Source organism: Catenibacterium faecis, assembly GCF_014306455.1.
In the GTDB taxonomy this organism is placed as follows: Bacteria; Bacillota_I; Bacilli_A; order Erysipelotrichales; family Coprobacillaceae; genus Catenibacterium; species Catenibacterium mitsuoka_A.
In genome coordinates, this window is record NZ_JACRWG010000003.1 from 16,459 (window position 1) to 32,586 (window position 16,128).

The 16,128-nt window shown below is 32.0% G+C and carries 13 protein-coding genes and 3 tRNA genes; 9 read left to right on the top strand and 7 right to left on the bottom strand.

The genetic code is table 11. From position 1 onward, the window contains the following. The first annotated feature begins 2 nt into the window (after positions 1 to 2). Both H8909_RS01795 and H8909_RS01800 read left to right on the top strand, forming a co-directional pair. Positions 3 to 78, top strand: a tRNA-Glu gene (locus H8909_RS01795). A 35-nt stretch (positions 79 to 113) separates the two neighbouring features. Next, positions 114 to 187, top strand: a tRNA-Gly gene (locus tag H8909_RS01800). A 75-nt stretch (positions 188 to 262) separates the two neighbouring features. On the opposite strand, the gene H8909_RS01805 is transcribed toward H8909_RS01800, so the two are convergent. Beyond that, positions 263 to 1,213, bottom strand: coding sequence for a hypothetical protein (locus tag H8909_RS01805; RefSeq protein ID WP_187011617.1), 951 nt, complete (start codon positions 1,211 to 1,213; stop codon positions 263 to 265). 348 nt (positions 1,214 to 1,561) lie between these two features. Here H8909_RS01805 and H8909_RS01810 point away from each other — a divergent pair, with 348 nt between their 5' ends. The 7 genes from H8909_RS01810 (at position 1,562) to H8909_RS01840 (ending at position 10,756) form a co-directional block, all read left to right on the top strand. Further along, positions 1,562 to 1,813 (top strand): hypothetical protein, encoded by a 252-nt coding sequence (locus H8909_RS01810; protein ID WP_117458689.1) that lies wholly within the window; start codon positions 1,562 to 1,564, stop codon positions 1,811 to 1,813. Positions 1,814 to 2,361: 548 nt separating this feature from the next. After that, complete coding sequence (locus H8909_RS01815) at positions 2,362 to 4,323, top strand: ATP-binding cassette domain-containing protein (protein ID WP_187011618.1); 1,962 nt, start codon at positions 2,362 to 2,364, stop codon at positions 4,321 to 4,323. Then, positions 4,316 to 5,965 (top strand): ABC transporter ATP-binding protein/permease, encoded by a 1,650-nt coding sequence (locus H8909_RS01820; RefSeq protein WP_187011619.1) that lies wholly within the window; start codon positions 4,316 to 4,318, stop codon positions 5,963 to 5,965. Before H8909_RS01815 ends, H8909_RS01820 begins: the two co-directional genes overlap by 8 nt. A gap of 237 nt (positions 5,966 to 6,202) precedes the next feature. Further along, entirely contained in the window at positions 6,203 to 8,002 is a 1,800-nt protein-coding gene (locus H8909_RS01825) for an ABC transporter ATP-binding protein/permease (protein WP_187011620.1), read from the top strand. Between the two features lies 1 nt (position 8,003). Next, on the top strand, positions 8,004 to 10,109 hold the full coding sequence (locus H8909_RS01830) for an ATP-binding cassette domain-containing protein (RefSeq protein WP_226793575.1): 2,106 nt from the start codon (positions 8,004 to 8,006) through the stop codon (positions 10,107 to 10,109). Positions 10,110 to 10,233: 124 nt separating this feature from the next. Next, positions 10,234 to 10,632 (top strand): hypothetical protein, encoded by a 399-nt coding sequence (locus H8909_RS01835; RefSeq protein ID WP_187011622.1) that lies wholly within the window; start codon positions 10,234 to 10,236, stop codon positions 10,630 to 10,632. A 48-nt stretch (positions 10,633 to 10,680) separates the two neighbouring features. After that, a tRNA-Glu gene (locus H8909_RS01840) sits at positions 10,681 to 10,756 on the top strand. 63 nt (positions 10,757 to 10,819) lie between these two features. Here the strand turns inward: H8909_RS01840 and H8909_RS01845 are convergent. The 6 genes from H8909_RS01845 to argJ all read right to left on the bottom strand — a co-directional run bounded on the left by H8909_RS01845 (position 10,820) and on the right by argJ (position 16,122). Continuing rightward, positions 10,820 to 11,368: a DJ-1 family glyoxalase III gene (locus H8909_RS01845; protein ID WP_006506239.1), complete on the bottom strand. Its 549-nt coding sequence runs from the start codon at positions 11,366 to 11,368 to the stop codon at positions 10,820 to 10,822. Positions 11,369 to 11,372: 4 nt separating this feature from the next. Continuing rightward, entirely contained in the window at positions 11,373 to 12,056 is a 684-nt protein-coding gene (locus H8909_RS01850; protein WP_006506238.1) for a tRNA threonylcarbamoyladenosine dehydratase, read from the bottom strand. Continuing rightward, positions 12,056 to 12,895 carry a tRNA 2-thiocytidine biosynthesis TtcA family protein gene (locus tag H8909_RS01855; RefSeq protein ID WP_040390032.1) on the bottom strand — a complete coding sequence of 280 codons (840 nt, stop codon included), beginning with the start codon at positions 12,893 to 12,895 and terminating at the stop codon, positions 12,056 to 12,058. Before H8909_RS01855 ends, H8909_RS01850 begins: the two co-directional genes overlap by 1 nt. Before the next feature lie 118 nt (positions 12,896 to 13,013). Further along, positions 13,014 to 13,982, bottom strand: a complete 969-nt coding sequence (locus H8909_RS01860) for an N-acetylmuramoyl-L-alanine amidase (protein ID WP_187011624.1) — start codon at positions 13,980 to 13,982, stop codon at positions 13,014 to 13,016. Between the two features lie 71 nt (positions 13,983 to 14,053). Next, positions 14,054 to 14,908 (bottom strand): acetylglutamate kinase, encoded by an 855-nt coding sequence (gene argB / locus H8909_RS01865; RefSeq protein WP_006506234.1) that lies wholly within the window; start codon positions 14,906 to 14,908, stop codon positions 14,054 to 14,056. Then, on the bottom strand, positions 14,908 to 16,122 hold the full coding sequence (gene argJ / locus H8909_RS01870; RefSeq protein ID WP_187011625.1) for a bifunctional glutamate N-acetyltransferase/amino-acid acetyltransferase ArgJ: 1,215 nt from the start codon (positions 16,120 to 16,122) through the stop codon (positions 14,908 to 14,910). The genes argB and argJ overlap by 1 nt, the downstream gene beginning before the upstream one ends. Positions 16,123 to 16,128 lie beyond the last annotated feature (6 nt).

The window sequence follows — 16,128 nt, forward strand, 5'->3', positions numbered from 1 at the left end:
GTGGCCGGTTGGAGAAACGGTTAACTCACATGCCTTTCACGCATGCATTCACGGGTTCGAATCCCGTACCGGTCACCATTTCTCAAAATACGATCGAAAGATCGTTTTCATTTGCGGGTGTAGTTCAATGGTAGAACTTCAGCCTTCCAAGCTGACTACGTGGGTTCGATTCCCATCACCCGCTCCATACGATTAGAAGATAGACTTAGGTCTATTTTTTTATTATCTAAATACCCACAGTTACACGCTGTGGGTATTTTATTTATTCTAATAATTCAAAACTATTAATTAATTCATTTTTAGATTCATACAATAATTCAGTTTTACCTGAATCAATATCATATGTATATAATCCTTGATGTTTATCATTGCGCCCAAGAAGAATAATCTGATGAGAAGAACTAAAACAAGCATACTGTGTTACATCCATGATTTCATCAATATTCATTCCTGCTTTTTTCTTATTTGTTTTTGTATCTAATGTATATGTATGATATTGAGGATTCCATGCTGGAATGGTGTCACTTTCAGTAAATGTAAGATTTCCATTTTCCATTGGAAGCATTCTATAGACTAACTTGCGATTTGTAGTATAGATACGTTTGAGTTGATTATTCTTCAAACGATAAATATGCGTATTAGGTGCAATATACTTACTTCCCTTACCCGCATTTGCTTCTTCTAATGCCTGATCTTCTTCTTTTTGATTACTTGCACATAGATATAAATCATGATTGAAAACATCATAGACCATATGATCAAAATCCAAACCCTCTTCTGCCTTAATCTTACTGAACTTCTTTGTTTCTATATTATAACGATAAGGCTTGAGTGATCTTTGACCTTTTTCTACGCCTAATACATAGATATTATTCTCTACAGGAATAATTCTGTTAATTGCGGTTAATCCACCAGACAACTTTTTAGATTTCTTTGTATCAAGATCATAAGTATACAGATGATCACCACTATTATCTTCTTCAGCATAATATACAGCATTATTAGATTTAGAATAGACACCAAGTGGATTAGAAGAAGTATACTTTTTAGTCACTTTCTTAGTAGATAATGAATATTCATAGATATTCACTACTACATTCCCCTTCTTATCATATCCACTTGTTGTAATAGATAGATAACGTTCTTTATTTGTTTTACAGCCCGTTATTACAAAAATACAGAGTACCACCAACAATTGAATTAACTTTTTCATAACTATTCTCCTTTCTTTATTCAATTGGAATACCTCTTCATATATATTATATATGTTGGTTTATGACACATACAATCACAAAACGCCTTTTAGATACAGATTCTTATTTAATTTTGTCATAATAATTAGCCTTTCATAAAATAAAGAAAAAGATATCACAATAACTATATACTTGTTAAAAAATCAACTAGAAAGTTACGAAAGACTAAACGCAACTTTGACCTGCTTACAGTGGAATTTAACTTTTCACTTTAAAATTATCAATAATGATATAAGTAAAATATTGACATATTTCAAATAGAATATATAATTCAGTTAGTGGTCACTAATTACGAAAGAGAGGTTGTTATGAATAAAATCAAATCTATACTTTTGCCTAAAAAACCTTTATATTTAATCACAGTGTTGATATGTATATTGTCATATTGTTCTAGATTTTTACCAAGTCGTATAGCACCAAACTTTCTTATTTTTCTTACAATGATGACAGGTTTACCTTTTTATTTAGATAAAGCTGAATCTAAAAAAACTAAGATTGGATGGTTTGTTTTTACTATCATAGCCGTGATTTTTGATGTGTTTATTGTTTATATTCTATAATTAACGATTATAGAAGAAGGTAAATATCATGAAAGATAAATATCTGCCTTACGCAACTACATACTGTTTTATATTATTATTGTTGTATTGTTCAAAATATCTAAATGGTATTACTGGTGGTTTATATATTGTTGTTTGTACTCTTTTGTTTATAATACCTAACCAAATGAGACCACAGTCATCCCAAAAAACGAAGAAACGTTGGACCATTACATATATCATCGTTGCTATTATTGAATTACTTTTTGTATTCATAAGGTACATATAACTGATCATTTTAAAGGGACAGTGAATTTTATAATTCATTGTCCCTTTATGTTTACATTATATATATAATAATTATGTTAGCGCTGACATTTATATGCTATTATAAGTTTATATCATATATATCAAAGAAAGTATCTAGCGGAGATGTGGCACGGAAATATAAATGTCCCTTAAAAAATTTAACACTTATGTTACAAAAATCGATACTTATTATTCTAGTGCATATGTAACTGCAACCGTAGACGACTTTAAAAATCATACAATTGGATGGTGAGAACTAAATGATTGAATTAAATAATTTCACATACAAAACTAATAGAATACTCTTCGAAGGAGCCAATTTCATTGCTCCTTCTATTGGTATTATAGGTATTGCTGGTGAGAGCGGCTGTGGAAAAACCACTCTCTTAAAAATTATCTCTAAGCAGATTCCTGTTAACTCCCTTATCAATGATAGTTCATCTATATTCTATGGAAATCAGGATGCACTCTTAAAAAAAGACCTTACCATAGCCCAGCAATTTGAATTAATAGAATCTGTATACAATAGAGAGCATGATCAAAATACAATAGATGAACTATTCAACAGTTTAAATATTAAAGCCAGCTTATCACAGAAATATGATTCTTGTTCCTTAGGTGAAAAGAAAAGAATCATGATAGCCTTAAGTGTTTATTCTAATAGTCCTTGTATTATATTAGATGAACCTTTATCTTCTGTAGATTATGAAGATAAACATTCAATCATGAAATTATTAAAAGAATATAGTCATAACCGTGTTATTATTCTTACTATTCATGATGAAGAATTTGATGAGTATTTGGATATTAAGTATTTAATTGAGAATCTTCAATTTACTCGTATCAAAGATACTGAAATTAATGGTGAACCTCTCTCAATGACACAGGAGTTTACCCCTAAAAGAATTGCACATGTAAAAAGCAAAAAAGAAAAGTTCAGTATCCTCTTATATGCTTTGTTGTGTTTAGTTATTATCAATATGACTTTATATTCTGGTATTGAGTTATATATGACAAACAAGAATACAGCATCTATGATGGATAACTTGACTAGTAAAATTATCTATACTGGCAAGGAATACATTACAAGAAATGAATTACCTTCTGGTTATAGATTCATGGAATATGACCAAGGATTTTCTATGACTCCTCAAGAAATACAATCTATTCAATCTATCAAAGGAGTTAAAAGTATAACAAGCTATTATCAGTTCCCAGCTCGTAATTATAATACAAGAAATGATGAGGATGATAATTTAATTGCATATATGTCAGTCAAGGGTAGAGAATATTCTACTGATGATAATGTTGTTGTATCAAGTTATATAAAGGGTCAATTTGGTAATAAAAACAAAAATTATATAAGCGAAGGTCTTATGAAAACGTTAGAATTGACTGATTCAGATTTTCCTATAACCATGAAAATGGATATAGGTGTACCTGTATGTTCTACTGAATATAATGACACTATGCGATATGGTGATCAAAATGGATTACAGAAAAAATCTTATGATGTAATTGAACGACATCCTGTTTATCAGAAGAAAAGAGTATCTATTAAAATCTATGGTGTCATCAAATCAAATGAAGATCAGGATGACTTCACAGGAAATAACGCATTAAAAGTCTATTTAAACAATGACTTTGCGAACTCTATTATAAATAAATATCGTACAACTAATGTTTCAATTAGTTTATATGAAGATCTAAATGAACATATTGTTGATTATGTTCCTGCAACTTATGCAATTGAGTGTGAAAATGCAAGTTATGTAGACCAGGTAAGAAATGGGCTCAATAAAATATCTCCAAACATCGTTACTTATATAGAGAGTGATGATTACAAACAAACAGCAAAGATGCGTCAAAAGGATTCTAAAAATACAAAGACTATGATTCTCATCTATACTGTTGTGGGTCTTATTGCCTATGTTGTTTTCTTAATCCTCTATAATAAATCAAGAGAATATATAAGATATAGAGAACTTGATTTAAACGAGAAACAGATTCAATCCATCCATATGGTTGATATACAGTTTATGTCTACATTCCTATTTATAGTTGTTCTTCTTTCCTTCTGTTTAAGACTATTCTCATCAAGTGAGTTTGCGTTAGTAAACAATTCAATCAAGATGATTATAGGTTTAGTAAGTGCTGTTGTGACTACATTAGTCTTCTATATTACAAATAAAATAATGGTAACGAGTACGGATCATGATTGATATTAAACATCTTTCTATCACATTTGATAGAGTGATTTTTGATGATGCAAGCATCACCTTATCTAACAACAGCATTACTACAATCAAAGGAAAAAGTGGTACAGGTAAAACAACCTTATTGAATCAATTAGGACTTGTAGCCCCTTTAGCCTGTGATTATTTAATGGAGGGTCATTCTATTGATGACCCTCTTACTACAAGGAAAGAAAAGATTGGTTATGTACATCAAGAAAGTACATTATTCAATAACATGACCATTAGAGAGAATATGGAATTCGCATTCCTACTCTCTGGACAGGAATATAACGAAAGTAGAATGCATGATATTCTATGTTCTATGAAGATAGAACATCTACTCAATCAGACACCTGATCATGTATCAGGAGGAGAAAGACAACGTGCAGCTATCGCCTTTGCATTAATGAAAGACCCTTCTCTCCTTCTTTTAGATGAACCAACAGCTTCTCTAGATTCTATTAACTGCAAGTTATTAATAGAACTACTTAGCGATTATATTCATACACATCCAGTATGCGTTCTTATCGCAACTCATGATAAACGTATTCTTGATTATGCAGATGATCTCTATGAGATTCAGAATCATAAAATAGTACCTATCAAAAAGAGTATGATAGAAGAACTAGAAACCACTTCTATTACTAGAAAACCACAAAACTATTTATCTTATTACAAGAAACATCTTATACGTTCTTCTAAAATACTTTATATACTCTTTGGTTTGATTCTTTCTATGACTATAGGTATATTAGGATATCGTACATACTACTCACATGAGATCAATGCGATACAAGAGAAACTATTAGATGTACGCCTCTATTACGGAAATAACAGTAAGTATGCTTATGATTCTATTACTGAGCCCATTAGAATGGATATAAGAAGAGACCTCAATGAAATAGAACATATTCATATCACTCCATTCTATGAAACAGTGACTGATACTTTAATTGTACAATCTTATACCGGTGATACAATCAAAGCATCTCATACAATCAAGAATTTAGGTAAGGACATCACCATCAACAATCATACTTTTCATATTTCATCCTACATAAACAAAAAGAATACTATTTCTTCTCAAGGAGATGATGTACTCTATCTTCCTGAAGCTATATATAGGAAATACTTTGAGATTAATGATGTAAATATGTTACTTGTGAGTGTGGATGATGCACAATATATATCTAGTATTCTTTCACAAATCAATGATATTGATCCTCACTTAACAGTATATTCTAATGTGAATCTTGATCACCTCACTCAGATTAATTCTAGAATGATGAATAGTTTAATGATGCTGATATGTGCGATATTTATTATCATGTTGATTATTCTTGTCTACCATCGTCAAAAGACGATTGATTCCAATAAGGATGAATACTTCTTCCTATATGAGAATGGATTAAGTATTAAAGAGTTAAAATCTCTTGCACGATATGATTATGTTTACTACTACGTATTCTATTTAATCATACTACTAATCATAAGTATCTTTATGACTTTCATGATGCATATACCTATTATTCTCTATGCATGCTTATTATGGTTCTTCAGCATTCTACTAGAAGAATTTATTACTACACTATGCATTCATAAGGTTGGAAGACTTAAGGGCAGTTAACTGCCCTTTTAATATTTATCTTCCATGCGATATATACAACGGTTAGTTTAACCTAATATTTTCAAGAGATGCTTTTACCAACTTATTTTTACTTATATTGACTTATTGTCCAAGGATTTAAATAAATTCAATGTAAGGGTATACATTTTTTTATAAATTGCTATTATTATATATAGGATTATTAAACACTATGACTTCTAGTTCCACTGGAATTCATATTTAGAAAGGAATAATAATATGATTGAACTCAAAGATGTAACCATCGCCTATGATAGAGTTATTCTAGATCATGCATCTTTCAGTATTCCTGCTCATTCTATTACTCTTCTAAGAGGTAAAAGTGGCTCAGGAAAAACTGCACTTCTTTATTGTATTGCCCTCATGGATAATAAAAGCAGTTATAAATATTTTTATGATGGAAAACTCATAGAAGGAGAGGAAAGAGATGAATATAGAAGAAGTCGTATAAGTTATGTTTTACAAGAAAGCAGTCTTCTTCCTCATCTTGATGTAACAGGTACACTTCAATATTTTGCATCTATTCATAATAAAGTTCTAACTGATGATGATATAGATGAATACCTTGATAGGATGCATTTAGATGTCTCTCCATCACAGAATGTTATGACACTTTCTCTTGGTGAGCGACAAAGACTTTCTATTGCTTGTGCGCTTATTAGTCATCCACAAGTTCTTATTCTTGATGAACCGACTGCTTCTTTAGATCATGATAATGAAATACAAATATATGAAATCCTAAAAGAACTGAGTCATGATATGACTATTGTTATGGCATCACATTCTGATTGTGCAATAGAATATGCTGATATTACTTATATGATTGAAGATGGTATGCTTTCATCTTCTGATTTTTTGCTTTCAGAAGATCAAAGCGGTGAAGGGACAGCCCCTTCTATTAATCAAAATTTCTGTATTGAGTATGTTAAAACGTATATGAAACATTATAGATTCATGTATGTTCTTTTATTGATGGTTTTTGTTTTAAGTCTTGTTTCATGTCAGGTTATGACTGGAATTATTCATAATTCTAAAAAGCAGGCAATGCAGATGCTAGTAGGACAATTAGAAAACAAAGCTATTATCACGAAAGATGAACATTTTTATGTAGATCAGGATTATAGTAAACTGATTACATTAAATGATAAGAATGCATATCCTTTATATAAAATGTCTACTGATGTAAATGGTGAAGAAGTTTTTATTGTTCCCTATTTCAAAGAAGATGATTTATCCAAGTATATAGATAGACCTATACAGGATAAACAAAATGGTATCTATATGGATGAATCTACCTTCTATATTCTCAATCAGAAATCCAAGAACAATAAAATAAGCCTTGATATAACCATTAAAGATAGAGAAGGAATGCATCAAACTGAACATAGTTTTGATATGAATGGTGTATTTAAAAATTCCAAACAAGTCCATTATGTAGTAAAAAGTCAAAGATATATCTATATGCCTTATTCATTAATAAAATCCATTTATGAAAAGAATAGTAAAGATAAACAATATATAGGATACGTAATCTGCTATGATACATACGATGCATTAGAAAAGGCTCTTAAAGGCTATGAAAAGAGTGGTTATACAATCAATGATTCATTTACAGATAGAGAATCGATGAATAGCTTAAACAACTATTATCAAATGCTGATGTTTACGTTTGCAGGTATTATTATTCTTGTAGCTATGATTATTGATATTGTTCTTGAGTCACATTTATTAATGCAAAGAAAGAGCGAACTTGTTTTATTAAGAATTTCTGGCTTACGAGAAAAAGATTTGATTCATATATCTCTTACCGAAAGCATTATTGGGCTTTGTGCTGTTTTAGTAATTAGTACAATTATATCTATTATCATGTTGCTTTTAACAGGTATATTCTCACTTGTAGCACCTCTTATATCTACTTTTGTATTTATAATTGCACTTCTTTTAGAAAGAGTGATGACACAATCTAGATTTATCAAAAAGATTGATATTGTTACAGAACTAAGAAATGAGGTGGTTTAATATGCTTGAAATTAAACAACTTAATGTGTCTTTTGGAAAAAAGACTCTATTTAAAGATGCTTCATTCTGCGCTGAATGTGGACATTTAACTGTTATCAAAGGAAGAAGCGGATCAGGAAAATCCACATTTCTTAAAGCCTTCCAATTTGCTTATGACTGTATTTATCTTTATGAAGGTGAAAGAATAGATACTCTTGATGAAGAAAATAAACAAAAGTTTATTTATAATCATCTCGCAAATGTTCATCAGATCCCTTTATTTATAGAAGGAATGACTATTGGCAGTCATATTAAACAGCTAGAAAAATTAGGATGTAAAAGAATTCCTGATTATGAAAAACAATTAGGTATAAAGCCCCTTGAAAATAAATACCCTAAAAGTTTATCTGGAGGAGAAAAAACACGTGCTGCTGTTTATTTAGCCTTAATGAGACAGCCTGAAATACTTATCTTAGATGAACCTACTGCTGCGCTTGATGCAGGTTATGCACAGACAATGATTCATATTCTCAAGGAATATGCAGATAAAGGACATTATGTAATTAGTGCATCACATGATAGTAGAATGATTCAAGCAGCTGATACGCTTTATAAAGTGGAGGGTGCATTAATCATAGATAGAGATCTATCCAAAGAGAAGAATCTAATAAAAGCACCTATCCTAAAAGATAAAAACATGGATATTCATTTTTCACATCGTACTTTCAGAACAGTAATGAATATACTTATTGCTTTCACAATGATTATATGTGCTTATAGTTATAATATTTATGGAACATATAGTGCTTCTTATGAAGACAAAATTAATTCTGTTGCTTCTAGAGACCTTGTTGTCTACAAAGAAAAATATAAGAATGATTATTATACATACTATTCTGGAGAAACACCTCTGAGTCAGCAGGATTACAATAAGATTAAAAGTGTCAGTCACATAGAACGCCTTACATGGAGATATGATGTTCACTATAGCACCTTCTCAGAATGGACGGATGATATGAATGGTGCAACAGAAAATAACTATGATCAGATATCACTATCTGATGGTCACATGAATGGTAGTTCATCCATCTTTATGCTTCAAACTTATGATAGTAGGGATGATTATACAAACATCACTATTAAACATGCTGATAATAAAGGTGTCTATTTAAGCAACGAAAAAATGGAAGCTTTCTTAGAAGAAAATAACCTTAGACTAGAGGATATTAATATCAAGAAGTTAAAAATAGGATTATGGGTTCCAATACCTGTCTATAATGCTTCTGGTATTTCTCAAGTGGGAACATCATCTGATGGTGATGAGTGGATCGATATCAACACACCTTGTGTAAAACTTGTTTATATGAACCTGCCTGTGAGAGGAATTTTAAAACCAGGATCAGCTATAAGTACAAATAGTGTCGGTACAGGAAATCCATATGTTTATATTCCTAGCGACTGTATAGCACCTTATATGGAAACTTTTAAAGCCAAAGAAAGTGTTGTCGTTTATAGTATAGAGGATACTCAGCTCGAAGAAGGTTTTATAACATTTGAAAATGTTCTTCCTGAAAACTATACTATGAATGATGTAAATGATATCATCATGAAAACACCATGGCGTCCAGATGCTTATACATTAAGAGTAGATAGTCTTAAGAATATCAATCAGGTAAAGAATGAATTAGAAAGATTAGGTTTTAAGGTAGAGGGTGCATTTGTAGATAATGATGCAATCAATTCTCTTATCAATAACAACAAGAAAGTACTAATACAATTCATTGCAGTTGTCTTTATATTATTGTATGGTTTCTATTTTTACCTTAAGTATCTCATTTTAAGAGAAGAGAAACAGACAAGAGACTATCTCTATAACATGGGATTAACAACTAAGAGAATAGATCACAGCTTCTATCGCACATACTTGAAAAACGCATTAATATTAGGTACATTTGTATGGATTCTTCTAGAAGTGATTATGATTTTCACAATAAAGATGATGATTATTCCATTAATCATGCCTATCACAATAATTCATATTGCATTATTCTATGCATCCGCATTTGTGATAGAATTCTTTATACCTATATTCATCCAAAAGATGATATCAAAACACCACATCCGTTAAAGACTTCAAATGAAGTCTTTTTTCTTTAACATTTCTTCACTCTACTAGACGGTAGTTACTCCCTGTTAAACTTCTCTTGCAATTTCTTATTAAAGTTCTAATATAAAGACAAGGAGGTATACATATGAAGAAGATACTATTATTACTATGTCTCTTATTATGTGCATGTAGTGCTCAAACTGATATAAAGGACTATACAGTCATTTATAAGAATAAAGAGGTTTACCCTGGTGTGAGTGCATCAAAGATGTCAGATGCTTTATTTGATTCTAATATTCAATATTCAGAAAAAGATGGAAAGATCCAAACAATCACTCTCTTTACTAAGAAGTATAAACTTAAGAATAATATTACTGTTGGGACTGATTATTCTACAGTAAAGCATACTTATTCTTCCCCTACTTCTAACCATTACAATAATGGAAAAGGTACAATAACCTATAAATATAAAGAGAAGAATATACAAATTAAGTTTACCTTTAAAGGCAAAAAAATTTCAGCATTTTCCTTATCAAAATATTAAAATAACTATTGACGTATTCGTTTTTCCTATGATATACTCAATTCCGCTGGCCGGTTGGAGAAACGGTTAACTCACATGCCTTTCACGCATGCATTCACGGGTTCGAATCCCGTACCGGTCACCATATTAAATACTACGATCCTTCGGGATCGTTTTTTTTTTGCATTAAAAAAAGATAGCACAAAGGCTATCTGTATAAATCATACAACATTCCATGCTTAAGACTTGATGAATCAATACCTAATACATCTAAAAGCTTATAGGCAAACGCAAATGCTGTGGCTGGTCCTCTACTTGTAATAATATGACCATCTACAACCACTTCTTCTTCAACATATTTACCTGCTTTTAAATAGCTTTCAATTTCTTCTCCTGGATAAGAAGTGACTTTCTTATTAGTGATTACACCTGCTTTACCTAAAGCCATAGGTCCTGCACATATAGCGGCAATATATCTTTCTTCATGATCATATTTCTTAATGAGTGAAATAATACGATCATCATCTCTTAAGGTCCATGCACCTGCTCCTCCAGGAATCACAATCATATCATAATAATCCATGTCTGTAAGTGTCTTATCGGCACGTACAGGAATGTTTCTAGAAGAAATGACAACCTGCTCCTCTTTAATAGAAACAGTGTCTACATCCACTTCTGCACGTCTTAAGATATCTACTACACCTAAGGCTTCTACTTCTTCAAAACCATCTGCCATTAAAACTGCAACTTTAGCCATACTACTATCCTCCTATCAATGATTGAAACACATATCCTGCAATCATTAATCCTGCACTCGCTGGCACAAACACACTACTACCCGGTGTTCTCTGTCCTGTCTTTGCAGGAATCTCATCTGAATAAGCAACTAAACACTTCTTAATTCTTCTTGCTTTTAATTCTCTTCTCATTACTTTCGCAAGAGGATCAATCTTTGTCTTATATATATCAGTAATCTGTAAGTGAGAAGGATCAAGCTTATTTCCTGTACCCATAGAAGATATAATAGGTACATTCAATTCTGTACATCTCTTAATCAATTCTATCTTTGCAGTTACTGTATCAATTGCATCAATTACATAATCATATTGAGATAAGTCTATTGTATCAGCATTCTCTGGTAAATAAAATGTATCAAACGTATTTATATTTAAATTTGGATTAATATCTAACATACGTTCTTTAATAATATCTACTTTTTTCTTACCTACTGTAGAATGTAAGGCAATGATCTGTCTATTGAGATTTGTGATATCCACTGTATCATGATCAAATACATCAATTGTTCCTATACCAGAACGAACAAGTCCTTCAATGACATAGCCTCCAACACCACCACAGCCAAACACTGCAACATGTTTAGTCTTCATGATATCAATAGACTCATTACCTGCTACCCATCTTAATCTTGTAAACTGATCATCCATTAGTCCTGCTCCTTATAGAAATCTAAGAAACTCTTCTTTGATTCATCCCAGTCAGTATAGGCAATAATTGTTTTAAGATTTACATTCTCTACACTCTTAAAGATATTCTGTTCCACTTTAGGATTGATTTCTCTTAGTTTCTTAATCAACATCTTAGTTTCTGCACGTTTAGATGTATGTTCAATTTCTCCACGTGCTTCAGACTCTTCTGTAAAACGACATGCACACTGTAAGAACTTTAAATTAAACTTCTCAGCCCAGGCAATAATATCTTCTTCATGAATCAAATACATAGGACGGATTAATTCCATACCTTTAAAGTTCTTACTATGAAGTTTAGGCATCATAGTCTGGATCTGAGCCCCATACATCATACCCATTAATATTGTTTCTATGACATCAGAATAATGATGTCCTAACGCAATCTTATTACATCCTAATTCCTGTGCTCTATTATATAAGAACCCTCTACGCATCCTTGCACATAAATAACAAGGGTTCTTTTCTATTCCATGTACAACATTGAATATATCTGATTCATAGAACTGAATAGGAATACCTAGCTTTTCTGCATTCTCTTCAATCAATTTTCTATTGGCAGGATTATAGCCTGGATCCATACAGATGAACTCTAAATCAAAATGAAACTTACCATGTCTCTGTAATTCCTGTAATAACTTTGCAAGAAGCATTGAATCCTTTCCACCTGAAATACATACCGCAATCTTATCACCAGGTTCAATTAATTCATAATCCTGAATACCCTTAATAAATCTACGCCATAAAGGTTTTCTAAAGTTTGTAATAATACTACGTTCTATCGCTTTAATGTTATCCATCGTTTCACCTCTAGTTCCTACTAAATACATAGGAATATACTCTAAAATTCAAGGTTATCCTCTAAGGATAACCTTATCAAGAAACATTATAAACAGTTAATAGGCATAAATGCAATTATTATCGACCAAAATACGCATCAATACCATTCGCAATACCTTCCGCAATTTTCTGCTGGAAATCACTGTTGTTTAACTTTCTATCTTCATCACCATTAGAAATAAATCCCATCTCAAATAAGCAGACAGGTGTCTTACACCAGTTGATTCCACTTAAGTCATTACGTGCAGCCATTCCTCTATTTCTAATACCTGTAGTACTGCAATAGTGATTAAGTACTGTTCTTCCTAAAGATTGTGAAGCAGATACATTACCTGCACTCATATAAGGATTTCCATTAGCTGGTTCCTGTACACTTGCACCAGTGACACCACTATTACCAATACCATCACAATGTAATCTAATAAAAGCACCAGCACCTGCATTATTAGCCATTTCAGCTCTTTCTCTATTAGAAATATTTACATCATTCGTTGTACGAATCATGACAACCTTATACCCTCTAGACTGTAAAACATCTCTTAGTTTCAAACTTACATTAAGAGTTGTCTGGTATTCAGGAATACGTGTGGCAGTTCCTGTTGCTCCACCTGCGACCTTAGCCTTTTGTGTTGAAGCACCAGGCCCAATAGGTTCCAATTGTGAATTACCTCTCGCCTGATGTCCTGCATCAATAGCAACCACATTATTATTTATCGCAACAGGTGCCTGTTGTCTTTTTACTTCTTCCTGTCTTTTAGCTTCTTCAGCTTTTTTCTGTTCTTCAGCTTTCTTCTGTTCCTCTAGTTTTTTCTGTTCTTCTATTTGTTTCTGTTCTTCTAGTTTTTTTGCTTCTTCTTCCTGTTTCTTCTGTTCTTCTAGTTTCTTAGCTTCTTCTTCCTTTTTCTTTTGTTCTTCTAATTTCTTAGCTTCCTCTTCCTTTTTCTTTTGTTTCTCTACTACTGCAGTATCTTTCTTTTTTGTCTCTTTTGTAGTACCACATGCTACAAACAATATACTACATAATAATAAGCATAATAATCTTTTCATCGTTTCACCCTTCCTTATCTTTAATAATATACTATTTTAGAGGTAAAAAAAAGATAACAGATGTAACTCTGTTATCTTGTGAATAGTGTACCACTACCATCCTTAGATAATATTTCAATAAGAATAGAATGTGGAATACGACCATCAATAATGACTGCTTTTGACATATTGCCTTTTAATGCATGAGTAATACAATCCACTTTAGGAATCATACCTCCTGCAATAATACCTTCTGCTTTTAAGTTTTCTACATCCTGGATAGATACCTCTGGAATTAATGTCTTTTCATCATGAGGATCTCTTAATAAACCAGGAATATCACTAACTACAATCAAGTTTTCTGCTTCTAGACTATCCGCAATAGCTGCTGCTGCATAATCTGCATTGACATTATAACTATTACCTTCATCATCCATTGCGATAGACGCAATAACTGGAATATAACCACTCTTGATTGCATCCTTAATGATTTCATTGTTTACCTGTGTAACAGTGCCTACATAACCTAATTCGTCTTTAATCTTCTTCGCCTCTAACAACTTATTATCAATACCACAAAGACCTACTGCACGGCCTCCCCCATTCATTATTAGCTTTACAAGATTCTTATTGACTTTACCCGCTAATACTTCCTGTACGATATCAATTGTTTCTTCATCAGTATAACGTAACCCATTAATAAACTTTGATTCTATACCAGAACGTTTTAATGCCTTATTGATTTCAGGGCCCCCACCATGAACCAATACGACATTAATACCAACTAAAGTCATTAGACATATATCAGAAATGACATTGTTCATCAATTCTTCATTGATCATCGCATTTCCACCATATTTTACTACTACTGTCTTACCATTGTATTCCTGTAAATAAGGAACAGCTTCAGATAAGATTTTTGCTCGATATATTTCTCTTTCTTCCATTATGTTCTATATTCCCCATTAATCTTCACATAATCATAAGTAAGATCACAGCCCCATGCTGTTGCATCCCACATACCATCATTTAAATCAATATTGATATCAATCTCATCTTCAGATAAGACCTTTAATGCTTTGTCTTCATCAAAGATCACACCCATGCCCTTCTCACAAACATGAATATCTCCTGCAGATGAAGCCAATGTCACGGATACTTTATTGATGTCTAAATCAGCATCAGAATAACCAATAGCACATAAGATACGACCCCAGTTCGCATCTCTACCAAACATCGCTGCTTTAAATAAAGTAGAAGTGATTACACTCTTTGCGACAATCTTGGCATCCTGTAATGTCTTCGCGTTCTTGACATTGCATGTAAGAAGTTTAGTTGCTCCTTCACCATCTTTCGCAATACCACGAGATAATTGTTCACAAATATGATATAACGCATCTTTCATAATATTATAAGACTGATCCTTTAAGACAATCTTATTATTCTGTGCCATACCATTTGATAATACACATAACATATCATTAGTAGATGTATCCCCATCAACACTGACCATATTAAATGTATCATCTACAACTTCATGTACCATTGCTTCTAAACATTCTTTAGAAATAGCTACATCACTTGTTACAAAAGCAAGCATTGTTGCCATATTTGGATGAATCATACCAGAACCCTTTGCGATAGCCCCAATATGACATTTTGTATTACCTAGTTTAAATTCTACTGCATATTCTTTAGGCTGTGTATCAGTTGTCATGATTCCATAACATGCATCATGAGACCCATCTACATTTAACCCTTTTACAAGTTCTTTCATATGATCTTTAAAAGGATCAATAGACATAGGCTGACCAATAACACCAGTAGAAGCGACAATAATATCATCTTCCTTTAAACCTAATTCCTTTGCAGTTAAAGCACATACTTCATTCGCAAGCTCAATACCATTTGAATTACATGTATTCGCATTACCTGAGTTACAGATAATAGCTCTTGCACGACCATTCTTTAAATGCTGCTTTGTAACTGTCAAAGGAGCACCTTTTACTTTATTTTGTGTATATGTTGCAGCTGCTGTACATAACTCTTCACTCACAATAAGAGATAAATCCTTCTTAGATTTATTCTTTCTCATTCCTGCATGAATACCATTTGCGCTAAATCCTATTGGTGCACAAACACCACCAAGTATATCTTTCATAACATC

Excerpts from the sequence above, each read along its gene's own strand:
- H8909_RS01805 (WP_187011617.1), bottom strand. The coding sequence starts at position 1,213 with ATGAAAAAGTTAATTCAATTGTTGGTGGTACTCTGTATTTTTGTAATA.
- H8909_RS01815 (WP_187011618.1), top strand. The coding sequence starts at position 2,362 with ATGATTGAATTAAATAATTTCACATACAAAACTAATAGAATACTCTTC.
- H8909_RS01860 (WP_187011624.1), bottom strand. The coding sequence starts at position 13,982 with ATGAAAAGATTATTATGCTTATTATTATGTAGTATATTGTTTGTAGCA.
- H8909_RS01810 (WP_117458689.1), top strand. The coding sequence starts at position 1,562 with ATGAATAAAATCAAATCTATACTTTTGCCTAAAAAACCTTTATATTTA.
- H8909_RS01850 (WP_006506238.1), bottom strand. The coding sequence starts at position 12,056 with ATGGATGATCAGTTTACAAGATTAAGATGGGTAGCAGGTAATGAGTCT.
- argB (WP_006506234.1), bottom strand. The coding sequence starts at position 14,908 with ATGGAAGAAAGAGAAATATATCGAGCAAAAATCTTATCTGAAGCTGTT.
- H8909_RS01855 (WP_040390032.1), bottom strand. The coding sequence starts at position 12,895 with ATGGATAACATTAAAGCGATAGAACGTAGTATTATTACAAACTTTAGA.
- H8909_RS01830 (WP_226793575.1), top strand. The coding sequence starts at position 8,004 with ATGCTTGAAATTAAACAACTTAATGTGTCTTTTGGAAAAAAGACTCTA.
- argJ (WP_187011625.1), bottom strand. The coding sequence starts at position 16,122 with ATGAAAGATATACTTGGTGGTGTTTGTGCACCAATAGGATTTAGCGCA.
- H8909_RS01820 (WP_187011619.1), top strand. The coding sequence starts at position 4,316 with ATGATTGATATTAAACATCTTTCTATCACATTTGATAGAGTGATTTTT.
- H8909_RS01845 (WP_006506239.1), bottom strand. The coding sequence starts at position 11,368 with ATGGCTAAAGTTGCAGTTTTAATGGCAGATGGTTTTGAAGAAGTAGAA.
- H8909_RS01835 (WP_187011622.1), top strand. The coding sequence starts at position 10,234 with ATGAAGAAGATACTATTATTACTATGTCTCTTATTATGTGCATGTAGT.
- H8909_RS01825 (WP_187011620.1), top strand. The coding sequence starts at position 6,203 with ATGATTGAACTCAAAGATGTAACCATCGCCTATGATAGAGTTATTCTA.